Origin of the sequence: Catenibacterium mitsuokai (assembly GCF_025148785.1) — a bacterium.
Lineage (GTDB): Bacteria > Bacillota_I > Bacilli_A > Erysipelotrichales > Coprobacillaceae > Catenibacterium > Catenibacterium mitsuoka.
The window spans coordinates 1,338,659-1,359,547 of sequence record NZ_CP102271.1; the positions used below are offsets into that span (position 1 = coordinate 1,338,659).

Genomic DNA, 20,889 nt, shown 5'->3' on the forward strand with positions numbered 1-20,889 from the left:
TGGAGACATAGAAGCCCTTGTACTACGAGAATTTCTCGCTGACAAGAGTTTTGATAATCTCGGGCACTAATTCTAAATCACTTTAAAAGCCTCTCAGAAAGGAAAAAAACAGGTAAAAAGATATGAATTATAAAGGAATTGAATACTTGAGAGCGAAGCTTTCGCACAAGAGAACAAAGGTATTGGAATGTTATAAGTATTATGACATGAAGGATCAGATGGACCCTTATCAGACCAACACCCTTCCTGAAAAGCTGAGAAGCATAAGCAAGAAGGTAGGATGGATTCCAAAGGCTGTTGATACATTATCAAACCGTCTACAGTTCAATGGATTCAGTGAAGACGATATCATGAATCTTGATAATATCTTCAGAATGAATAATAGAGATGTGCTCTTTGACCAGATGTTCAAGGGGGCAATCATCTCTTCATGTGACTTTGTGTATATATCCAAAAATGATGATGGCAGTGCTAGACTTCAGGTGATAGATGGATCCAACGCTACAGGTATATTAGACACATCTACAATGATGCTTACTGAAGGGTATGCAGTACTTGAAAGAGATGCTGAACTAGGCAATCCGCTAGTAGAAGCGTATTTCACCTCAGATGCAACTTATTTCTATACTGAAGGTCAGCATAACCCCTCAATGGATATGGTCAATGTAGCACCTTATCCACTTCTAGTGCCTGTTATCTATAATCCTGACGCTACAAGGCCGTTTGGCAGAAGCCTCATATCAAAATCACTCATTAAGTATGTAGATGATGCTAAGGAAGCATTGAGACTCATGAGCGTAAGTTCTATGTTCTATTCATTCCCACAGAAATATGTGGTCGGGCTAGATGATGAAGTAGAACAGTTCGATAAGTGGGGCGCTACAATGTCCTCAATGCTTGCATTTACTAAAGATTCCGATGGCGGTGTTCCGACAGTAGGGCAGTTTAATCAGCAGTCAATGTCTCCATATAATGATGTGCTCAAGACTCTTGCTTCTATGTTTGCTGGAGAGACAGGGCTCACATTAGATGACCTTGGATTTACTACAGAAAATCCATCCAGTGCTGAAGGAATTAAAGCATCACACGAAAGCCTTAGACTGATGGCAAAGAGTGCACAGGATACATTCAGTGTAGGCATCATTAATACAGGATATCTGGCTAAATGTGTTGAAGACAACAAATCATATAAGCGTACTGAATTTGCGAATATCACCGTACGATGGAAGCCAGCGTTTGATGTTGATGCAACTATGCTTTCAGGTATTGGTGATGGTGTATCAAAAATCAATGGAGCAATTTCTAACTACTTTGATAAGGGTACGCTTGAAGATCTAACAGGCATCAGATCTTCTAATGACAATACTCCTGCTTATTTACAACCTTTAGACCTAGACATAGATGATGGTGAAGAAGATGAACAGTGATTTATCCAAAGAACTGCTCAGGAAAATAAATAAGAGCTTTACTCTAAGTTACCAGAAATCTGAGAAGATAAGAAAACTATTATCAGCCATTAAAAAGAAGGACTGTGATTATCTCAAGGCAATGGAATATGCAGAAGAAGTCGGAAAGATTCTAGCTGAAGCATATATGAAGAATCTCTCTTCAGATGAACTGCCAGATGGCAAGATGTACTACGATATTGCGAGTGCAATACTTAACCCTACATTAGAGAATAATTATGGACTTATTTCTTCTTATGTATGTGGTGCAATGGATGTAATGAATAAAAAGGCAGGCATAAATGTTAAGGCAAGAAAACCCTCATACAATGTAGACAAGACATTGGGACTCATTAAAAAGGTATCTGAAGCAGAACACTTCGATGATGTAAAAAATTATCTAAATGAGCCAGTCATAACTAATGCATTATCGATTGTGGACGAGGGTGCTAGAACAAATGCAGACCTTCACTATCGCATGGGATACAAGCCTGTTATTGTGAGAAGAGCATCCTTTGGATGCTGCAAGTGGTGCAGAGGTCTTGCGGGAACCCAAGAGTATTATCCCACTATGAATAGAGATATCTTCAAAAGGCATCAGAACTGCAGATGTACAGTTATATATGATCCAAGAGACAGCGACGGGAAGGTTCAGGATGTTTGGAGCAAGAATTGGAACAATGAAAGAAACAATAAAATTGAACAAACAGTTAGTAAAAAGAACCTTAAAAAATTAGATCTTCAATTATTTGCTAAATATAAGAATATCCCTCTTTCAAATAGAGTAAGAAGTGAATTAAATACTTGGCTGAAGCATAAAGAAATAGAACCATATACCTATTTATCTACAGAAATTGATGATTATAAATATTATTTTATTTATTATGAATTCGATAAATATGTTATACTTAAGAAAGAAAAGATTGAATAGAAGAGGTATAAATATGGAATATACAGAGATGCAAATGGAATTGAAACAATTTCTTTTAACAGTAAAAACAATTTCTGATACCAAATGTTTTGTTGAAGGGGTGCTTAGCCTAGTAGCGCATGAGGATGATTTGAAAGTTATGTATGATTGGATCAAAAAACATCCTGATGCAAATGAATCTCAAATATTAGAAAAAGCGCTTGATTTAAACATTCCAAGGACAGAACCTGAAAGAGTAATTAAATAAAGAATCTTCTGCCGACATAGTCGGTTTTTCTTTTACCAAAATCTAGGAAATAACACAATGTTAAAAAGACTTTTAGGTATTATTGTACTTGTAATCAGTTTAGTAGTCACATTATTTGCTACTAAATATAGTGAATAATTATATAAATTTAATATCCAGGAGGTGGTGTCAATTGATTGTGACACCTTTTTAATTACACAAAAGTAGGAGGTTAAAGGCACATGTCTAATAAGATAGGCAGACAGACTCCTACGAATAGTTACATTATCCCTTATAAGAGCACATTAGGGAATGAAGCTATAGAACTATACAACAATACCACACGTAATGCTATGGAATGGCAGGAGATACAGATGATGGACATAATGGCTGTTGATGATGACGGTCAGTGGGTCCATATAAAATACGGATATTCAATACCGAGACGTAACGGGAAGTCTGAAATCCTTGTCATGAGAGAACTGTGGGGACTGCTGCATGGGGAAAAGATTCTACATACAGCACATCGTACAACCACATCACATGCTTCGTGGGAGAAGCTTAAGCAGATGCTTGATGAAAATGATTACACTGAGGTTAAAAGAGCAGATAAGGAAAAGACCTATGAAAAGTCCTATACAGCTACAGCCCAGTTTGGACTGGAGACAATAAAAATACTTGATGATGGTGGGGGAAGTGCTTCCTTCAGAACTAGATCATCAAAGGGAGGGCTTGGTGAAGGCTTTGACCTTCTCATTGTGGATGAGGCTCAGGAATACACCGAAGATCAGCAGTCAGCACTTCAGTATGTAGTTACTTCATCAGAGAACCCTCAGACACTTATGTGTGGTACTCCACCAACTGCAGTATCTTCAGGTACTGTATTTGTTAATCTGAGAAAGGAATGTCTATCAGGAGGTTCTGATACGAGTGGATGGGCTGAATGGTCTGTAGAACATATGTCAGATGTTAAAGACAGGGATATATGGTATGAGACGAATCCATCGTTAGGCCAGACACTGAAGGAGCGTTCTGTTGCTGCTGAAGATTCAAGTGATGAAATTGACTTCAATATACAGAGATTCGGTCTATGGCTTCAGTATAACCAGAAATCAGCAATATCAGAAAATGAGTGGAACGCTCTGAAAGTAGAGACTATTCCAGAGTTTAAAGGTCCTCTCTTTGTTGGCATAAAGTATGGTCATGATGGCAGTAATGTTTCAATGTCTATCGCAGTCAAAACAAAAAATGACAATATACTAGTTGATGTCATTGGATGCAGACCTATTCGAAAAGGAAACGGATGGATTGTTGACTTTCTTAGAAAGGCTGATATTGCTGCAGTTACAGTAGATGGTGCAAACGGTCAGCAGATGCTTATCAACGAGCTTAAAGAGGCAGGCATCAAATTAAAGATGATCATACCAAAGACTGCAGATATCATTGCTGCAGGCGCTTCATTTGAAAAGGCTCTGTATGCTTCAAACATATGCCATTTTGGTCAGCCATCGCTGTCACAGTGCGTATCCAACTGTGAAAAGCGAGCTATCGGAACAAATGGGGGATTCGGATACAAGTCAATCATTGAAGGGGTTGACATTTCTCTTCTTGACTCAGTAGTGCTGGCACATTGGCAATGCTCTCTCAAGAAGGCAAGAAAGAAGCAGAAAGTACTTATTTAGAAATTACGTAACTATACGGAGAAATAGGAGAAATATATATGAGTTTTACACCAATCAATACACAGGAAGAATTTGACAATGCAATCAAAGAAAGATTAGCTAGAGAAAAGAAAAAATATGAAGGATATATGTCACCTGAGGATGTACAGGCGCTTAAGGATACTTATTCAACTTCTAATTCAGAAGAATTAGAGAATCTAAAAAATGAAAATACGTCATTAAAGCAGCAGGTGGCAGGATTCAATAGAAAAGAACTTCTCAACAAGGTAGCGGCAGATAACAAGCTTCCTTCTTCAGCCACCCAGTTCCTAAAGGGAGAGACTGAAGAAGAACTCAATGAATCTGCAAAGGCACTTGCTGAACTATTTCCAAAGCCTAGCAATGAGCCTCATGCAAAAGCACCTGAACCAACATCACCTACCGCAAATAATCAGTTAGGTGGTGAGATGTCCGGTGTCGAAAAGAAGTTCAGAGAAATGAATCCAGACTTAAAATTTTAAAATTTAAAGGAGAACATACATATGGCACAGAATCCAGAATTACAGGAAAGATATTCAAGTCTTGTATTAGCTAAGCAGAGAAAGACATCATTATTTATCAAATTATTTAATAAAAATTATGATGGTACACCAACAGCAGGCGCCGTGAAAATTCCAGTAAGAGATACAGAGGTAGCAGTGAATGCATACGATAAAACAAATGGTGTTTCATTAACTTCATCAGCCACATCATACAAAGTACTAGTTATCGACAATGACAACGCAGTCAATGAATTGATTGATAACCATACAGCTGCATCTGTTCCAGATGGATTAGTAGCAGAAAGACTAGATTCAGCAGGCTATTCAATGGCTATGAAGATCGATACTGATCTAGGTGATGAATTAGTTGCTAAAGGAACAGCAATTACAGATACGAAGGCACTCACTAAGACAACTGTATATGATGCAATCATCGATGCTAGAACACAGGCAAGAAAGGCACATATCGCCCCTAGCGAGATGTGGCTAGCAGTTTCTACAGAAATGTATGGATTATTATTAAAGAGCGATCAATTTGTAAGAGCTTCTGATCTAGGTGATTCAGTAGTACAAACAGGAGCAATCGGAAAAATCGGTGGCATCTTAGTTTATGAAGCTGATAATTTAACAGATGCAACAGTTGACTTCATTTTAGGTAATAATGTTTATTGCCATTATGTGGATGATTGGATGGTGCCTGTAACAGTCAATGATCTTGCTGATGGTTCCCATATCGGTGCATGTGCTGTACAAGGAAGAGATGTCTACGGCTATATGATCTCTAGACCAGATACAGTACTGGTTAGAAAGCACGCATCTTAGTAGGTGATATAGATGGATATCTATGCATCAGTAGAAGATTATGAAAAAGTCTACAACATTGCTCTAAATAACGAGCAGCAGAAACGCTTATTGATGCTCATTGAACTTGCTTCCTCTCTTTTGAGAGAGGAGGCAAATAAAAGGAATATGAATCTAAGCGCTGTTATCAGTTCATCTGATGACAAAGCTAATGTCGCAAAAATGGTTGTTCTTGCATGTGTCCATCGTGTAATGTCTAAAGATGATGGTCAGGATATGCCGCTTGAACAGTTCTCACAGTCAGCGCTTGGATACACTTTCAGTGGTACATATGTGAATCCGGGTGATGATCTTTATTACTTAAGGAATGAACTGAAACGAATGGGTATCATGAAGCAGAGATATGGAGCAATGGACATATATGAGACTTAAAGGAATCACGATAACTGTATATCAGAAGAAGCCTACTGGCAGTGATGCATTTGGGCATATGCAGTATAAATATATTCCAGAACAGGTAGATGATGTTCTTGTAGCACCAGTCAGCAGTTCTGAATTATCATCTAATCAAAACGTATCTATTGCCAAGACTCAGTATAATCTTGCCATCCCAAAAGGCGATATGCATGACTGGACAGATACTAAAGTAGAATTCTATGGCAAGACATGGAAGACGGTAGGTGAACCAGTAGAGGGAATCGAAGAGAACATACCTCTTCGATGGAATAAGAAAGTAGTGGTGGAAAGATATGAGTAATCATTATAAATTCGAACTGAATAAAGAGGGCGTAAGGCAGTTGCTAAGTGGCTCTAAAATGCAGAACATCGTTTCTGCATATGGAGAAAGAGTACAGAAAGCGGCTGGAGAAGAGTATGCGATGGAAGTGAAAGCCAATAAGGACCGCTGCTTTGTGAAGGTAAGTCCTTCTACACCACATGCATACTATTCTGAAAGGAAACACAATACTCTTCTCAAGGCTCTTGGCTCTGCAAGAGGTAAATAGACATGATCATAGAAACATATATCATTGATTATCTTCAGAGGAAGACAGGAGTATCCTGCTATGCACAGTATGATGATGCATCTCAGGATACTTTTATTGTTGTCGAAAAAACAGGAGGATATACTGATAATTTCATCAGACATGCCACTCTTGCGATACAGTCATACGGCTCATCGCTTTATGAAGCTGCACTTCTTAATGAGAAGGTAAAAGAAGCGATGGATAATGCTGCAGAATGCCCAAGAATCTCTGCAAGCAGACACAACAGCGATTATAACTATACCGATACAAGTACAAAGCATTACAGATATCAGGCAGTATATGACCTGGTTTTTTAATTATAAGGAGGAAATTATATGGCAAATGTAGATGCATCAAATATAACAACAGGCAAGCCTAAGATTGGAGGTGCTGTCTGGTCGGCGCCTGACGGTACTACTTTACCAACGAGTGCAGCTGTAGAACTTGATAAAGCATTCAAATCACTTGGATACTGCTCTGATGATGGTGTCAAGAATAAGGCATCTTCTTCAAGCGATTCAATCACTGCATGGGGTGGAGACACTGTACTTGATGTTGATAAAGATTTTTCAGACGAATTCAGTCTCACATTGATTGAATCATTAAATATTGATGTATTGAAGGAAGTCTTTGGACAGAAACAAGTAACCGGTGATATTGAAACAGGAGTTACTGTAGATGTAAAAGCCAACACAAGGGGATATAGAGTACTTGTGATTGATATGATTCTTGCAGAAGGAACAGTATTGAAACGAATTGTTATTCCGGCATGCAAGCTTACAGAAGTTGGCGAAATTACATATAAGGATGATGATGCTGTAGGGTATGACTGTACATTCAAGGCAAGACCTGATGGAAGCGGATCATATCATAAGGAATACATCATAAAAAAAGGAGCATAGCAGATGGAAGAGAAAATCAAAGGTGAAACAGCTTCAGGATTTAAGTTTGAAATCAATAAGCGCCTTATGGATGATTATGACTTCATTGAAAAGGTAAACAATATGGCTGAAACAGGGCTCGGAATGCCGGATTTAATTAAATATATGATTGGTGATGAAGGTTATAGAGCACTGAAAGAACACTGCAGAAGAAAGGACGGCTTTCTTTCTCTCAAGAGAATGCAGCATGAAATGAATGACATGATGTCGGTCAAAATTTATGATGGTACTGACTTAAAAAACTCGTAATCCTCGCAAACCTTTTGCGAGGTTATAAGCATCAGATTATATGTGATTTGGCTGAAACATATCATATATATGACTTCATGTCTTACAAGCCTTCTTATATCTACGTTCTTGTCAGCGGATTACGAAATGATTCAAGACTAAAAATGGCAATGGAAGAACAGAATATAGATACTCAAACTATACTAAGTGCACTCGCTGTTGATTATCTGGCACTTCTTGCCTGGTCTAAGACAAAAGACGCTCAGAAAAATAGAAATCGTCCTGAATCAATATATGAAAAGCTGATGAATCCTGTAAAGAAAAAGCAGACCGAAGGCTTTAACAGCGCGGAAGAGTTTGAAAGAGCAAGAATGCAGATCATAAGGAAAGGAGGCGCTTAAATGGCAAAACAGAATGGAACTGATTTAGGCAAGGCCTATGTGCAGATTGTTCCGTCTGCTCAGGGCATTAAGGCATCCATCCAGGAGGTCATGGGGAAACCTCTTGAGGAACAGGCAGACAAGAGTGGCGCAACTTTCGGAAGTATGCTGGTCTCTAAAATCAAGGGTGCTATAACTATAGCTGGAATAGGCAAGTTTCTCAGTGCCTCACTGACTGAAGGAGGCGCACTCCAGCAGTCCATAGGAGGCATTGAGACGCTCTTTGGCAATAGTGCAAATGTGATTAAAAAAGCAGCACAGACAGCATTTAAGGATGCAGGTGTTTCAGCAAATACTTATATGGAACAGACCACATCATTTGCGGCTTCATTGGTATCTTCATGCGGTGGAAATACTGCAAAGGCAGCGGAAATTGCGAAAAGGGCAATGGTTGACATGTCCGACAACGCAAATAAAATGGGGACTGATCTACAGGATATACAGAATGCCTATCAGGGCTTTGCAAAGCAGAACTATACGATGCTTGATAACCTGAAACTCGGGTATGGCGGAACCAAGACGGAAATGGAAAGACTTATAAAAGATGCATCTACATATAAGGATTCCCAGGAAAAACTAAATGTATCAGTTAAAGATGGTGATATGTCGTTTAGTAATATTGCGAATGCAATTTCTGTAGTACAGGACCACATGAAAATCAGTGGAACGACCGCAGAAGAAGCAAGTACTACTCTTACCGGTTCTTTTGGAATGGTCAAGGCATCAGTTAAGGACCTTCTTGGTGCACTTTCTACTGGTGATGGTGTATGGCGTACATTCGAAAATACTGTTTCATCATTAGGCACATTTATAGGCGGTAATCTGCTTCCAATGCTTGGAAATATTGGCAGTTCAATTGTCAGCGTACTGACTGAATCTTTCAGCAATATGCCGGGAATATTGGATGCTGTTCAAAAGTTTGCAAGTAATATTGCAGCACAGGCACCTCAGTTCATAAAAAGCGGTTTTGAACTTCTCAATAAATTGGCTGATGGCATCGTTTCAGCTCTTCCTGTGATGATTGCAAAAATTCCGACGATCATAAGCACTTTTGCCAATATCATCAATGATAATGCACCAACCATTTTGATTTGTGGTATTAAACTAATTGGCAAATTAGCACTTGGATTGATACAAGCAATACCGACATTGATTGCGAATATTCCAAAAATCATTATGGCTATTGTAAACGTTTGGAGTGCATTTAATTGGCTTCAACTTGGAAAAATGGCCATCACTGGTCTAGGAAATGGAATCAAAGCATTATTCGGATTCCTGAAGGGTACAGGAAAAGAGGCATTAGATACTGTATTGATTAATATTATGATATTGCCTGAAAAACTTGGCTCTTTAGGTGGCAAAGGTATACATGGATTGATTAATGGTATTAAATCATTATTCGGCGCTTTAGGCAGTGCAGCAGGAAAGATTTTTGAAATCATTGTGAAAGCACTTGCTTCTCTTCCATCAAAGATGCTATCCATCGGAAAGAATATTGTCGAAGGTATCTGGAAGGGTATTTGGAACATGGGAGGATGGATTGCTAAGAAGATTGGAGACTTTGCGGGCGGTATCGTCAAAAGCTTTAAAGGATTCCTTGGCATCCACTCTCCTTCTAGAATCATGAGGGATATGGTCGGCAGATTCATCGGTGAAGGTATTGGTGTCGGAATTCTAGGTTCATTTGATACCGTCAGAAAGGATATAGCAGCATTCAATGATTCACTTATTGATGAATTCAATAAATCTGACAGTCTTGGCGCTTCAATGACTTTCAATGCTGTAAGAGAAGTCAAGATGCAGCTAATCAATGAAGGATTTGATAAACCGCATAATGAAGATAGAAATGGAGATATCTATCAGACAATCAACATTACAGCGCCTGACGCTGTAGATCCATCTGAGGTATCAAGACAAACAAGAAATGCAAATAGAGAATTGATTCAGAGACTGAAAGGAGCATGATATGAGTGATAAAGAATACAGAACGATAAAGTGTACAAATATGTCCGGTTATTCAATTATTTTTACAGAAACATCACTCTCTCCTTTTGTAATCACTGACTGTGATGGATTGTATGAGTCACAGTACAATGTGAACATCCAGGAAAACGGCAATTCAGATGGAGCTACCATTCTTGGGCACACAATGAAATACAGAAACATTGTATTAGAAGTTGTTGATAATGAGCGCTATGCTAATCATAGAGAGATGCTTGATAGGCTTTTCTCTCTTGATGGCACGCTTGAATACGATGATGGCACACATAAAAGAAAGATAGACTATACAGTAGAGAAAGTAACCGGTACAGATGGCACGCATTATAAAAGAACACATCAGATATCCCTTATCTGCGCTGATCCTTATTTCAAGGACATAGAGGATAACGACATAAGCATGTCAAGAATCGTGCCACTTTTTGAATTCCCTCATGAATTTACAACAGAGGAAATATCAAGAATAGAAATAGTACAGAATCTAGAGATAGATAATCAAAACGGCTCTGAAACAGGCATGACTATTACTATTGAGGCTATAGGAAGTGTTTTAAATCCTTCAATTTCAATCCAGGAATCAGGGGAGCACATGACTATAGGCATTTCTGGCAAGAAGGATTTTACATTAGAAAGTGGGCAAAAACTTATTATCACAACGCTTGTAGATGACTGTCATGTCTATCTTTTAAAGGATAGAAAAAAGGAAGAAGTAAATATGTATCTTCCTACATCTGCAGATTTCATACGACTGCAGCCAGGGATTAATCATATAGGATATACAGCAGATTCAGGTGCTGAGAATATGACTGTATCAATCTCATTTAAAAGAAACTATGTGGAGGCCTAATTTATGATCATAAGAATCTATGATAGAGATATGAATTTTCTAGGTCAGATTGAAAATATTTTCTCTTTACAGTGGACGCGTAAATACACTTCATGTGGTGAGTTTGAAGCACATGTACCAGTAACTGCATATAATGTGCAGCTGCTGAAACTTGAAAATCTTTTCTACCTGAAGGGCAAGAAGGAATGCGGAATCATTGAGAGTATTTCAATATCTTATGAGAAATCAAAAAAAGAGATTACAGTCAAAGGAAGATTCGCATCATCGTATTTCTATAGAAGAATCATCAAAGGGACATATAACTTTAGTGGTCGTGTAGAAAGCTCTATGCGAGAACTGGTGTCAAAAGCAGCTATTCCAGGAGTTATGCTAGGCCCCGATAATGGATACACTGAAAAAATCAGTTATCAGGCAACATACAAAAATATACTTACATACATTGAAAAGCTTTCACAGGCTTCAGACATAGGTTTTCGTTTAAGGCCTGACTTCGATGAAAAGAAATGGATATTCGAAACATACAAGGGTGTTGATAGGTCTGATGGCCAGTATGATATATCACGTGTCATCTTCTCGCAGAAGAACGGAGATATTGAAAAAGCAACATATAGTGCTAACTCAAAGACATATGCAAATGTGTGCTATGTTGGAGGACAAGGTGAAGGTTCAGATAGACAGATAGAGATAACAGGCAGTACATCTATATCCGGACTTGATAGAAGAGAGATTTTTATCAATGGGTCTGATATTTCAAAAGAAAACATCAGCGACCTTGCATATAAGAATGCACTCATTGAGAGAGGAAATACAACACTTAACAGCAATATACTTGCTGAATCATTAGAAAAAGAAGATAAGATCAAAGGGAATTATAACTATCCTTTTGATTATGATCTTGGTGATATAGTCACAAATAGATTTGAATACTGGGGAATGACCTCAAATGATAGAGTGACGGAGGTTAATGAGGTATACGAGCACGGAGTAATGAAGGCTGTGCCTACGTTTGGAACACCTCTTCCGTCAACGATAGATTGGAGTGATAACTAATATGGCAGATACAGCTACAGATGAACTAGGGTTTCCGTTCGATTCAATAAGCGGAGACAGAAAGATGTCAGCATCATCATGGCGCAAGATGCTAGGAGAATTATTTACTGATGGTATATGTGCTACTGATGACTTTCATGTCCAGGCGAACAACAGCATGCAGCTTACAGTTGCTGCAGGCAATGCATTTGTGAGAGGCGCATTCTTTCCATCAGAATCACAGACAACACTTGCGATAGAAAGTGCAAGTGGGACTTATGATAGATATGATGCAGTTGCTATCGAATTTAATGCATCAGAAAGAAAAGTATCTCTAAAGGTAGTTAAAGGAGGATCAGACTCAAAGTGGCCTGATCCGTCAAGAACAGATTCTGTTTATCAGCTTTTTATTGCAGTGGTCAATATTCAGAAGGGCGCCACACTGCTTACCCAGGATAATGTAAAAGACACAAGAGCTGATACCTGGTACTGTGGATACGTTACATCAACTGGTTCTCAGGAAAGATTTGAAAATGAGCTTGCAGATCTGAAAAGCAAGTATCAAAATAAAGCTTTTACTCATAAAGATACTATTGATATCAAAAATGGAATTACACTAGAAGCAAGATGGAATGATACTATTGTAGAATTCTGCTGGTATGGGAATTTATCAAGTAACTGGAGCATGACAGGTGGTGCTGATGGTGAAAAATTCGGTAATGATTCTACTATGAGCAATGTGCTTTCATCACATACAGCTTTTATGTTCAATATTTTTGTGAATCCGGATTATCCATTGATGTTCAAATATGACAGAGTCAAGAATGGGTTCTGTATATTTTCTATGAAGACATGTACAGTGCCAAAAGGTACATGGCTTTCAGGAACTCACATGATGCTCAGATAGGAGGCAATTATGATAAGAGGTACTACAGCCACATTAGTATGCACGCTTCCTTTTGAAGTAAACAAGCTTCAGTATGCTTATCTTACAATCACACAGGATAAGAAGATTGTCATTGATAGACAGATTGACTGTACTGCTCTTACTGGTAATAAGATAGAGGTGCATCTCTCACAGGAGGATACGCTAAGGCTAGTGGAGAAGCTTCAGGCTGAGATACAGCTAAGAGGTGTAACGGTTGAAGGAGAAGCGGTCGCATCAAATATAGTCACTACATATGTGGAAAGAATACTTAAAGACGGAGTGATATGATGTGCATCTTAAATTAGAATTCAGACCAAAAGACATATCTCTAAGATTCATCATCAGGGATATGTCTTTTCATGCTGATATGGATATTAAAAACGAAGAGTTCAGGCTTGAATTCAAGAATTATCAGGGGATAAAGAATGCTGATGTATATGATGGTGCCTATACAGTAACGCCAAAGGATATATCACAGCAGCTAAAGACCAAAAACAAGCTAATGAACAAGGATGTAATGGTAAAGAGGATACCTTTCTTCGAGACTAGCAATGAAGAAGGCGGAAACACAGTATACATAGGAAAGGAATTATAAAATGGCAGAAACTAAGTATATAAATAAGGTCGTCTATGGCGGCAAGACATTAATCGACTTGACAGGTGATACTGCGACAGCAGACAAAGTATTGAAGGATTTAACTTTTCACGATAAGACAGGTGCAACAGTCACAGGTACTTGTACATTTGATGTGGATTCTAGTGACGCAACTGTTGCAGTTGCTGAAATGCTAGCTGGAAAGACTGCATATGCAAGAGGTACTAAGTTAACTGGTACGATGAAGAACAATGGGTCTGTTAAAGGAAGTATTACAACAAAGGCACAGGTATACACGATTCCACAGGGCTTCCACGATGGTTCAGGCAATGTTCAGATTTCTACAGCTGAACAGGCTAAGATCATTCCTACCAATATCCGTGATGGAGTGACCATTTTAGGTATCAAAGGTACTATGTCAGGGACTGAAGGTGCTAAACCTCAGCAGAAGACAGTGACACCAAGCACCACTACACAGACAATCATGCCTGATACAGGATATAACTATTTGTCACAGGTTACTGTTAATCCGATTCCTTACGCTGAATCTGAAAATTCAGCCGGAGGAACTACAGTAACAATCGCGTAGGAGTGACTGTATGAGCATTAATAAGGTCATATACAATGGCAAGACATTGATAGACATATCAGACAGTACAGTTACTGCTGATAATATTGAAGAAGGGCTTGTGGCTTATTCTGGCGACGGAAAAAGGGTGGTAGGAACTAAGATGAATCTAGAAGACAGAAGCAAAAGAAAACTGATTTTCATTGGTGACAGTTATGGAGATGGTTATACTCCTGATGGAAATACAACAGGATGGTGTGACAGACTTAAAAGCAAGTTAGTTAATTGTCACTTTACTGCAAACAACATCTATATCAATCACAAGGGTGGTGCATCTTTTTCTAATCCATCCAATAATTATCTGACACTACTGAAAAAAGTTGAATCTCAAGTTAGTAACAAGAAAATGGTAACTGATGTATTGATTGGCGGAGGATATAACGAACTGGCTTATGGAGATCAAAAAGAAACGGTGCAGAATTGCATTAAGACATTGATTGGTTATGTGCAGAGCACTTATCCAAATGCAATCATTCATTTTGCGCCGTTTGGGGTTGCATTTAAAAATAGGGATAATCAGTTTGCATTAAAATATAAATTGATGCCGATGTATAGAACTGTAGCATGTTATGCCGATTTGCCATTCGTAGTAGTGCCTGATGCTGAAAATGTTCTTTCAATTGAAAATATGATGTCGAGCGATGGAATCCATCCGAATGGATGGGGATTAGAATACCTATCTGAATTTTTAAAAGGCTACATGCTAGGAACTGGAAGCAGTGCAATGGAAAAAAGACAATTAGGTGTTGGTTTAAATGGTGGAACATTTACAGGGACGATGTACGGACAGTGCTTAGGTGATATTAATATCTACAGAATTATGTTTGATACAACAGTCAAAAATCTTAATTCAAATGGGCCTAACGGCTTCAAACTATATACTCCTACTCGTACGAACGCATTTCCTTGGAGAGCTCCAAACATGGGATATACGGATGCAAATGCAATTATTTATGCAAACGGTGGCTTCTATGACGTTCCTGTCAAATTTAATGTGACAAATAAAAACGAACTATATATGCAGATCAAGCAGTGTAACTCAGCCCACAATAACTATCAGAGTTATTCAAACATCACACAGATACAGCTAGATGCATGGATCATTGCAGAAAATATGTAAATAAAGAGGTAATAAAATGAAATTATACGACACATCATTAAAGTATATGGACACTATCAACGCAGTTGGAGGAACTATTGTAGCAGTATTGACTGCTGCATTAGGCACACATTGGTTTTTATTCGTAGGCTTTTTAACACTTAACATTATTGATTACATCACAGGAGTTAGAAAATCAAGATTAACAGGCAAGGAAAACAGTGCAAAAGGAGTACGCGGAGTTTGGAAAAAATTAGGCTACTGGCTTATGGTGCTAGTAGCATTTCTTGCGTCCGCTATCTTTATTGAAATTGGACAGACTATCAATGTTGACTTGACTATCACTACATATGTAGGTTGGTTTACTTTAGCGTCACTTATTATTAATGAATTAAGAAGTATTATTGAAAACTTTGTAGAAGCTGGCGATAATGTGCCATCTGTATTAACAAAAGGCTTAGAAGCCGCTGAAAATGCAATCAACAAAGGAGAATAATCATGGCAAGTTATTTTAATCTAACACTTGATACTCTTGCTCCGCAAGGGTTGACCATCAAGTTAAATAATGGATCTCAGTATACTACATCTAAATCAGTTACATTAAGTATTGCTTTATCCGATACTTCTACTACCGGTTATCAGATGAAAGTATGGGGCATCAATGGCGCTGAAACAGAAGCAGATGCATCCTGGGAGACTTATGCATCTTCAAAGAGCATCGCACTTCTTGATAATGATGGACTCAAGACAGTTTACGTAAAAGTACGTGATGATGTTTACAATGAGACAGTTGCAGCATCTGCTACTATCACATTAGATACTTCAGTTCCAGCCGTTACTATCATTGGACCGGACGTTTCAAGAATTTCAAAGACATCGCCAAAAGACGTGGCTACATTCAGTTTTACAAGTGATGTTGCATTTACAGAATATAAGATTAAGGTTGTGCCATCAAAGTCATCATTACATGATGCTGGAACATTAATCAGAACTGCAAACGGCTCTACTAACATGAGCGCGACGGGAACATTTAAGGCTAGCACAGCAATATCTTGCAAGATTTATGGCAAGGATCTAGAAGCTGCATCGAGTGGTGATGGACAGAAGATCATCAAAGTGTTTGTTAAAAATTCGCTAGGTACTTGGTCAGTGGCATAAGATTATGGCGCAGGAATATACGGTAACATCTAACGCCACAATGCCTAGTATTCATGTCTCGGGAAGTGGACATAACATAGAAAAAATTACGTGGACTATTCCTTCTCTGCCGTCAAACGCTATAGTCACCAATGTTAAATTCACGGGTAACTTTCACTGCTCTTATTCATATGTAAATGCAGTCAGATTTACAGTGAATAACGGCAATCAATATAAGAAGACTACAAGTGTTACAATTAACCTCGGCACATCTCTTGATGGATTGGTAGAATGTAATGCTTGGGGTTCTTCTGGTGTCGCTATAGGAGAGGTATGGCTCACGGATGGTCTTATTACTATTACTTATAGACTAGCTGAAGCACCTATCGTAACAATTGATAGTATTGATAAATATCGAATATCTAGAGTGCTTGGCATTAATGAGTGTATCTGCAGATTTCATTGTGATATGGATATATCTGAGTGGGAAGCACGTGCGACACGTGATGGCGAGGCATCTGGCAGAGGAATAGGACTACTTGTAGAAAGTGGTACTGATTTAAGAACGGGCAGTACAGGAGTAGTAAGTGTAATTGACACAGAACTATCTAAAGGCGACGGAGAATATCTTATAAGGATTTATGCTAAGTCATCCGATGGAGTGTGGTCAGGATGAGTAGAGGATGGTTCACTCTTTTTCTTTATTCAGGTTCAGGTGAGGCACAGTCTACTGAAGTAGATATAGAAGTCTCTCATACTGCAGTTGTGAACATTGACAAGTGTACACACGTTAACGCTTCAATAGATGCTGATCATAGGAATATCAATATAGCTGCACAAACTGCATTAGATGCTGAAATTGAAGTAAGCAATACAATGCATATAGATATCGGAAAGGTTTCGCATTATGAAGGAGATGAATAAATGAATTGTAATAAGCGTGATATAGATGTGATTGAAGGAACTACACATCTTATCAGATTTTCGTGCTCGTCTGATGGCGAGCCTTTTAATTTCAATGATTATAAAGCGCTTCTTGTAATCATTGATGGCGATGAGACAAGAAGAAAAGAAACAACAATCAAGGATAATGTAATAACTGCGAAGATAGATCCTACTGATACACTAGGCAGAAGCAGAAACGAGCTTTCTTATGAATGCCGTGCTTTCTCAAACGCAGGAGATGTGTTTCATATATCTTTAGGAGATATCAACGTCATCAAGGCAAAAGCGCCTATTACCAAATATGAGGAGATATAAAAATGAAGATATTTATTTCACAGCCCATGAAAGGCCTGTCTGAAGAAGAAATCAGACACAATAGAGAAAAGGCTATCAAAAAAATCAAAAGTCTCTATGGTGATGATGCTGAAATTATTGATAGTTATATTAAAGTAGAAGGCACTCCTTTATGGTGCCTTGGTAAATCTATTGAATTATTATCAACTGCTGATGTGGCTTATTTTGCTTCTGGGTGGAATAAGGCAAGAGGCTGCAGAATCGAATATATGTGTGCATCAGATTATGGAATAGGTGCATACTTAGAGGAGGAATAAGAGTATGAATTTCAATGTACATGGTGGACATTCATTGAAATGCCGTGGTGCTAGTGGATTACTCGACGAAGTCAATGAAGATAGAAAAGTTAAGAACAGAGTTATCGAATTATTAAGAAATGAAGGACATACAGTATATGATTGTACCGACGATAATGGAAAAGACCAAAATTCAAATCTTAAGGCAATCGTCAACAAGTGTAATGATCATAAGGTTGACTTAGATGTATCAATCCACTTAAACGCTGGAGGAGGCACAGGAACAGAAGTATACATCTATGGCGATAACTCAAAAGCGAAAGATGAAGCAACTAGAATTGCTGATAATATTTCTAATGCTTTAGGAATTAGAAATAGAGGTGTTAAAACATCTACAAAGTTATATGTGTTGAGAAAGACTAATTCTCCAGCGCTGCTTGTTGAGTGCTGTTTCGTTGATAATGCAATTGATAAAGTGAAATGGAACGCTGATAAGTGCGCAAAGGCAATTATAGAAGGCATTTTAAATAAGAGCGTCAATGAACACGTTGAAACTCCTACACCTAAGCCACAGAGCAATGCATCTAGTGCTTTAGGTACTTATATGATTACTGCTAGCGATTTAAGTGTCAGAACAGGACCAGGGGTTAACTATAGAAGAAAGACATATGAGGAATTAACTAAGAACGCTAAGGCTCACGATTACGACAAGGACGGCTGTCTAAATTATGGCACTCGTGTTACAGTTTCTAAATTCGATGGAGATTGGGCAAAGATTCCAAGTGGTTGGGTTGCTAAAAGATGCTTGAAAAAAGTCTAATTCTATTTTTATTATGAGTTTATTCTTAAAGATATCGACTAAACTCGACTTAATTTCGATTAAATCTCAACTACACATTATATTCATAAGAAAAGACCAGGGCTTAATTTGCTCTGGCCTTTTTTGCTTTTATGAAATATTTCGATACCTTTAAATCATCAAATAGATAACAAATAGGCAACAATCTCTATTATTCCCTGTATTTAAGCCATTCTAAAATCCGAATTCGATAATCTAACATCTCATCACCTCATCAATAATATTTACTTATAGTTCAATAGAAATATATAATTTAATATTATTATAGTCAAGTGATATAATGAGCACACATTTAAAAGAAAGCAGGTAAATCATGGAAACTATTAAAAAGAATATATATGGCATACTTGTATGTTTAGTTATTGCGATTCCATCATGGTTATTAGGAAAACAATTTCCAGTTATCGGTGGGGCAGTGATTTCAATTCTTGCAGGTATGATTATTACTATGTTTTGGAAAGAAAAAGGTAAAGCAGCACCAGGAATCAAATGGACTTCTAAGATCATCCTACAAACAGCTGTCGTATTATTAGGTTTTGGTATGAACTTAGGTGTCATCTTTGAAACAGGAAAGCAGTCATTACCTATAATTATTTGTACAATCTCTACTTCACTTCTTATTGCATGGCTTTTAAGAAAGATATTACATGTACCTTCCAATACATCTATTCTCGTAGGTGTAGGTTCATCTATTTGTGGTGGTTCTGCCATTGCAGCTACTGCACCAGTCATTGATGCCGATGATGATGAAGTCGCCCAGGCTATTGCCGTTATTTTCTTCTTTAATGTCTTAGCTGCATTATTCTTCCCTATTCTAGGTAAAGCCATCGGCTTTGATACATTACATGGTGATGCATTTGGAATATTGGCAGGGACTGCCATCAATGATACATCTTCAGTTACTGCAGCCGCATCTACTTGGGATAGTATGTGGCATCTAGGGAGCGCTACACTTAATAAAGCTGTAACTGTCAAATTAACACGTACACTTGCCATTATTCCTATCACTTTAGGATTATCAATGATTAGAAGTAAGAAAAACCAGAAATCTTCAAACTTCAACTTAAAGAAAGCATTCCCTATGTTTATTCTTTACTTTGTATTAGCTGCCATTATTACTACAGTCAGCCTTCATATGGGAGTTAACAGCAACGTTTTCTTACCTATTAAAGAATTATCTAAATTCCTTATTATTATGGCTATGGCTGCAATTGGACTTAATAGTAATGTTATTCACTTAATTAAAATAGGTGGTAAACCATTATTAGTAGGTGCATCATGCTGGTGTGGTATTACTATTGTTTCATTACTCATGCAGCATGTGATGGGCATCTGGTAAGCATTGACTTTATATACTATATTTCTTAAGATAGAAATAGACTAACAGTGAGACTTAGTTCTGACTGTTTTTTTATAGGAGAATCATATGAACATTACAGTATATTTAGGTGCCTTACAAGGAAATGATCCAGTACTTAAGGATGCAGTAAAAGAGCTTGGTACATGGATTGGAGAAAATAATCATACACTCATTTATGGGGGATCAAAATCAGGATTAATGGGATATATTGCGGAAAGTGTATTGAATGCTGGTGGAACTGCGATTGGAATAGAACCACAATTCTTTATTGATGAAGAACTACAATATGATGGCTTAACAGAATTAATCATTACTAAAGATATGACAGAAAGAAAGACAAAAATGATAGAATTAGGAGATGCTTTTATCGCCTTTCCAGGTGGTACAGGAACACTAGAAGAAATATCAGAAGTGATGTCTAAAATTTCATTAAAACAACTTCATGCGCCTTGCATATTCTATAATTTGAATAATTATTATAAGGGTATGAAAGAACTTATGTCCCATATGATAGAAATGGGATTATCAACTCATGAGAAACAGAAGGGTATCTATTTTGCGGATCATCTAGACGATATAAGAAATATTATTGAGAAGGAATAGTGATTTTTATCATTATTCCTTTTATAATGGA

The 20,889-nt window shown here is 37.8% G+C and carries 30 protein-coding genes; all 30 read left to right on the top strand.

The window, feature by feature from the left end:
• The first annotated feature begins 122 nt into the window (after nucleotides 1-122).
• The 30 genes from NQ499_RS06780 (at nucleotide 123) to NQ499_RS06925 (ending at nucleotide 20,858) form a co-directional block, all read left to right on the top strand.
• A complete protein-coding gene (locus NQ499_RS06780; RefSeq protein ID WP_006506346.1) occupies nucleotides 123-1,427 on the top strand; it encodes a phage portal protein in 1,305 nt (434 codons plus the stop codon).
• A complete protein-coding gene (locus NQ499_RS06785) occupies nucleotides 1,417-2,376 on the top strand; it encodes a hypothetical protein (RefSeq protein ID WP_050772177.1) in 960 nt (319 codons plus the stop codon). The genes NQ499_RS06780 and NQ499_RS06785 overlap by 11 nt, the downstream gene beginning before the upstream one ends.
• Before the next feature lie 13 nt (nucleotides 2,377-2,389).
• Complete coding sequence (locus tag NQ499_RS06790) at nucleotides 2,390-2,623, top strand: hypothetical protein (RefSeq protein ID WP_040390052.1); 234 nt, start codon at nucleotides 2,390-2,392, stop codon at nucleotides 2,621-2,623.
• Between the two features lie 221 nt (nucleotides 2,624-2,844).
• Complete coding sequence (locus NQ499_RS06795; RefSeq protein ID WP_006506343.1) at nucleotides 2,845-4,284, top strand: terminase large subunit; 1,440 nt, start codon at nucleotides 2,845-2,847, stop codon at nucleotides 4,282-4,284.
• Nucleotides 4,285-4,322: 38 nt separating this feature from the next.
• Nucleotides 4,323-4,784: a capsid assembly scaffolding protein Gp46 family protein gene (locus tag NQ499_RS06800; protein ID WP_006506342.1), complete on the top strand. Its 462-nt coding sequence runs from the start codon at nucleotides 4,323-4,325 to the stop codon at nucleotides 4,782-4,784.
• Nucleotides 4,785-4,805: 21 nt separating this feature from the next.
• The gene (locus NQ499_RS06805; protein WP_006506341.1) at nucleotides 4,806-5,627 is read left to right on the top strand and encodes a phage major capsid protein; all 822 of its coding nucleotides are present in this window, start codon (nucleotides 4,806-4,808) and stop codon (nucleotides 5,625-5,627) included.
• 12 nt (nucleotides 5,628-5,639) lie between these two features.
• Nucleotides 5,640-6,038, top strand: coding sequence for a Gp19/Gp15/Gp42 family protein (locus tag NQ499_RS06810; protein ID WP_006506340.1), 399 nt, complete (start codon nucleotides 5,640-5,642; stop codon nucleotides 6,036-6,038).
• A complete protein-coding gene (locus tag NQ499_RS06815; RefSeq protein WP_006506339.1) occupies nucleotides 6,028-6,363 on the top strand; it encodes a hypothetical protein in 336 nt (111 codons plus the stop codon). Before NQ499_RS06810 ends, NQ499_RS06815 begins: the two co-directional genes overlap by 11 nt.
• Nucleotides 6,356-6,610 carry a hypothetical protein gene (locus NQ499_RS06820; protein WP_006506338.1) on the top strand — a complete coding sequence of 85 codons (255 nt, stop codon included), beginning with the start codon at nucleotides 6,356-6,358 and terminating at the stop codon, nucleotides 6,608-6,610. The genes NQ499_RS06815 and NQ499_RS06820 overlap by 8 nt, the downstream gene beginning before the upstream one ends.
• A gap of 2 nt (nucleotides 6,611-6,612) precedes the next feature.
• A complete protein-coding gene (locus tag NQ499_RS06825; protein ID WP_006506337.1) occupies nucleotides 6,613-6,948 on the top strand; it encodes a hypothetical protein in 336 nt (111 codons plus the stop codon).
• 18 nt (nucleotides 6,949-6,966) lie between these two features.
• Complete coding sequence (locus NQ499_RS06830; RefSeq protein ID WP_006506336.1) at nucleotides 6,967-7,533, top strand: phage tail tube protein; 567 nt, start codon at nucleotides 6,967-6,969, stop codon at nucleotides 7,531-7,533.
• Nucleotides 7,534-7,536: 3 nt separating this feature from the next.
• Complete coding sequence (locus tag NQ499_RS06835) at nucleotides 7,537-7,821, top strand: hypothetical protein (RefSeq protein WP_006506335.1); 285 nt, start codon at nucleotides 7,537-7,539, stop codon at nucleotides 7,819-7,821.
• Between the two features lie 47 nt (nucleotides 7,822-7,868).
• Complete coding sequence (locus NQ499_RS06840) at nucleotides 7,869-8,201, top strand: DUF5361 domain-containing protein (RefSeq protein ID WP_202898486.1); 333 nt, start codon at nucleotides 7,869-7,871, stop codon at nucleotides 8,199-8,201.
• A complete protein-coding gene (locus NQ499_RS06845) occupies nucleotides 8,202-10,205 on the top strand; it encodes a phage tail protein (protein WP_006506333.1) in 2,004 nt (667 codons plus the stop codon).
• Between the two features lies 1 nt (nucleotide 10,206).
• Complete coding sequence (locus NQ499_RS06850; protein ID WP_006506332.1) at nucleotides 10,207-11,085, top strand: phage tail family protein; 879 nt, start codon at nucleotides 10,207-10,209, stop codon at nucleotides 11,083-11,085.
• A 3-nt stretch (nucleotides 11,086-11,088) separates the two neighbouring features.
• Nucleotides 11,089-12,135, top strand: coding sequence for a siphovirus ReqiPepy6 Gp37-like family protein (locus tag NQ499_RS06855; protein WP_006506331.1), 1,047 nt, complete (start codon nucleotides 11,089-11,091; stop codon nucleotides 12,133-12,135).
• Between the two features lies 1 nt (nucleotide 12,136).
• Nucleotides 12,137-13,021: a hypothetical protein gene (locus NQ499_RS06860; protein WP_040390051.1), complete on the top strand. Its 885-nt coding sequence runs from the start codon at nucleotides 12,137-12,139 to the stop codon at nucleotides 13,019-13,021.
• Nucleotides 13,022-13,030: 9 nt separating this feature from the next.
• Complete coding sequence (locus NQ499_RS06865; RefSeq protein WP_006506329.1) at nucleotides 13,031-13,330, top strand: hypothetical protein; 300 nt, start codon at nucleotides 13,031-13,033, stop codon at nucleotides 13,328-13,330.
• Between the two features lies 1 nt (nucleotide 13,331).
• The gene (locus NQ499_RS06870) at nucleotides 13,332-13,637 is read left to right on the top strand and encodes a hypothetical protein (RefSeq protein WP_006506328.1); all 306 of its coding nucleotides are present in this window, start codon (nucleotides 13,332-13,334) and stop codon (nucleotides 13,635-13,637) included.
• 1 nt (nucleotide 13,638) lies between these two features.
• Nucleotides 13,639-14,226 (top strand): hypothetical protein, encoded by a 588-nt coding sequence (locus NQ499_RS06875; RefSeq protein ID WP_006506327.1) that lies wholly within the window; start codon nucleotides 13,639-13,641, stop codon nucleotides 14,224-14,226.
• 10 nt (nucleotides 14,227-14,236) lie between these two features.
• On the top strand, nucleotides 14,237-15,385 hold the full coding sequence (locus NQ499_RS06880) for an SGNH/GDSL hydrolase family protein (protein WP_006506326.1): 1,149 nt from the start codon (nucleotides 14,237-14,239) through the stop codon (nucleotides 15,383-15,385).
• Between the two features lie 16 nt (nucleotides 15,386-15,401).
• Entirely contained in the window at nucleotides 15,402-15,860 is a 459-nt protein-coding gene (locus NQ499_RS06885; RefSeq protein ID WP_006506325.1) for a phage holin family protein, read from the top strand.
• Nucleotides 15,861-15,862: 2 nt separating this feature from the next.
• Nucleotides 15,863-16,522, top strand: coding sequence for a hypothetical protein (locus tag NQ499_RS06890; protein ID WP_006506324.1), 660 nt, complete (start codon nucleotides 15,863-15,865; stop codon nucleotides 16,520-16,522).
• A gap of 193 nt (nucleotides 16,523-16,715) precedes the next feature.
• A complete protein-coding gene (locus NQ499_RS06895) occupies nucleotides 16,716-17,177 on the top strand; it encodes a hypothetical protein (protein ID WP_238319884.1) in 462 nt (153 codons plus the stop codon).
• Nucleotides 17,174-17,425: a hypothetical protein gene (locus NQ499_RS06900; RefSeq protein WP_006506322.1), complete on the top strand. Its 252-nt coding sequence runs from the start codon at nucleotides 17,174-17,176 to the stop codon at nucleotides 17,423-17,425. Before NQ499_RS06895 ends, NQ499_RS06900 begins: the two co-directional genes overlap by 4 nt.
• Entirely contained in the window at nucleotides 17,426-17,761 is a 336-nt protein-coding gene (locus tag NQ499_RS06905) for a hypothetical protein (protein WP_006506321.1), read from the top strand.
• Nucleotides 17,762-17,763: 2 nt separating this feature from the next.
• Nucleotides 17,764-18,057, top strand: a complete 294-nt coding sequence (locus tag NQ499_RS06910) for a hypothetical protein (protein WP_259848462.1) — start codon at nucleotides 17,764-17,766, stop codon at nucleotides 18,055-18,057.
• A 4-nt stretch (nucleotides 18,058-18,061) separates the two neighbouring features.
• The gene (locus NQ499_RS06915; RefSeq protein WP_259848463.1) at nucleotides 18,062-18,856 is read left to right on the top strand and encodes an N-acetylmuramoyl-L-alanine amidase; all 795 of its coding nucleotides are present in this window, start codon (nucleotides 18,062-18,064) and stop codon (nucleotides 18,854-18,856) included.
• A gap of 352 nt (nucleotides 18,857-19,208) precedes the next feature.
• Nucleotides 19,209-20,234: a YeiH family protein gene (locus tag NQ499_RS06920; protein WP_006504815.1), complete on the top strand. Its 1,026-nt coding sequence runs from the start codon at nucleotides 19,209-19,211 to the stop codon at nucleotides 20,232-20,234.
• A gap of 87 nt (nucleotides 20,235-20,321) precedes the next feature.
• A complete protein-coding gene (locus NQ499_RS06925; RefSeq protein WP_006504814.1) occupies nucleotides 20,322-20,858 on the top strand; it encodes an LOG family protein in 537 nt (178 codons plus the stop codon).
• Nucleotides 20,859-20,889 lie beyond the last annotated feature (31 nt).

Bases quoted from the DNA above. Each gene is read 5' to 3' on its own strand.
- NQ499_RS06780 (WP_006506346.1), top strand. From the start codon at position 123: ATGAATTATAAAGGAATTGAATACTTGAGAGCGAAGCTTTCGCACAAG.
- NQ499_RS06785 (WP_050772177.1), top strand. From the start codon at position 1,417: ATGAACAGTGATTTATCCAAAGAACTGCTCAGGAAAATAAATAAGAGC.
- NQ499_RS06790 (WP_040390052.1), top strand. From the start codon at position 2,390: ATGGAATATACAGAGATGCAAATGGAATTGAAACAATTTCTTTTAACA.
- NQ499_RS06795 (WP_006506343.1), top strand. From the start codon at position 2,845: ATGTCTAATAAGATAGGCAGACAGACTCCTACGAATAGTTACATTATC.
- NQ499_RS06800 (WP_006506342.1), top strand. From the start codon at position 4,323: ATGAGTTTTACACCAATCAATACACAGGAAGAATTTGACAATGCAATC.
- NQ499_RS06805 (WP_006506341.1), top strand. From the start codon at position 4,806: ATGGCACAGAATCCAGAATTACAGGAAAGATATTCAAGTCTTGTATTA.
- NQ499_RS06810 (WP_006506340.1), top strand. From the start codon at position 5,640: ATGGATATCTATGCATCAGTAGAAGATTATGAAAAAGTCTACAACATT.
- NQ499_RS06815 (WP_006506339.1), top strand. From the start codon at position 6,028: ATGAGACTTAAAGGAATCACGATAACTGTATATCAGAAGAAGCCTACT.
- NQ499_RS06820 (WP_006506338.1), top strand. From the start codon at position 6,356: ATGAGTAATCATTATAAATTCGAACTGAATAAAGAGGGCGTAAGGCAG.
- NQ499_RS06825 (WP_006506337.1), top strand. From the start codon at position 6,613: ATGATCATAGAAACATATATCATTGATTATCTTCAGAGGAAGACAGGA.
- NQ499_RS06830 (WP_006506336.1), top strand. From the start codon at position 6,967: ATGGCAAATGTAGATGCATCAAATATAACAACAGGCAAGCCTAAGATT.
- NQ499_RS06835 (WP_006506335.1), top strand. From the start codon at position 7,537: ATGGAAGAGAAAATCAAAGGTGAAACAGCTTCAGGATTTAAGTTTGAA.
- NQ499_RS06845 (WP_006506333.1), top strand. From the start codon at position 8,202: ATGGCAAAACAGAATGGAACTGATTTAGGCAAGGCCTATGTGCAGATT.
- NQ499_RS06850 (WP_006506332.1), top strand. From the start codon at position 10,207: ATGAGTGATAAAGAATACAGAACGATAAAGTGTACAAATATGTCCGGT.
- NQ499_RS06855 (WP_006506331.1), top strand. From the start codon at position 11,089: ATGATCATAAGAATCTATGATAGAGATATGAATTTTCTAGGTCAGATT.
- NQ499_RS06860 (WP_040390051.1), top strand. From the start codon at position 12,137: ATGGCAGATACAGCTACAGATGAACTAGGGTTTCCGTTCGATTCAATA.
- NQ499_RS06865 (WP_006506329.1), top strand. From the start codon at position 13,031: ATGATAAGAGGTACTACAGCCACATTAGTATGCACGCTTCCTTTTGAA.
- NQ499_RS06875 (WP_006506327.1), top strand. From the start codon at position 13,639: ATGGCAGAAACTAAGTATATAAATAAGGTCGTCTATGGCGGCAAGACA.
- NQ499_RS06880 (WP_006506326.1), top strand. From the start codon at position 14,237: ATGAGCATTAATAAGGTCATATACAATGGCAAGACATTGATAGACATA.
- NQ499_RS06885 (WP_006506325.1), top strand. From the start codon at position 15,402: ATGAAATTATACGACACATCATTAAAGTATATGGACACTATCAACGCA.
- NQ499_RS06890 (WP_006506324.1), top strand. From the start codon at position 15,863: ATGGCAAGTTATTTTAATCTAACACTTGATACTCTTGCTCCGCAAGGG.
- NQ499_RS06900 (WP_006506322.1), top strand. From the start codon at position 17,174: ATGAGTAGAGGATGGTTCACTCTTTTTCTTTATTCAGGTTCAGGTGAG.
- NQ499_RS06905 (WP_006506321.1), top strand. From the start codon at position 17,426: ATGAATTGTAATAAGCGTGATATAGATGTGATTGAAGGAACTACACAT.
- NQ499_RS06910 (WP_259848462.1), top strand. From the start codon at position 17,764: ATGAAGATATTTATTTCACAGCCCATGAAAGGCCTGTCTGAAGAAGAA.
- NQ499_RS06915 (WP_259848463.1), top strand. From the start codon at position 18,062: ATGAATTTCAATGTACATGGTGGACATTCATTGAAATGCCGTGGTGCT.
- NQ499_RS06920 (WP_006504815.1), top strand. From the start codon at position 19,209: ATGGAAACTATTAAAAAGAATATATATGGCATACTTGTATGTTTAGTT.
- NQ499_RS06925 (WP_006504814.1), top strand. From the start codon at position 20,322: ATGAACATTACAGTATATTTAGGTGCCTTACAAGGAAATGATCCAGTA.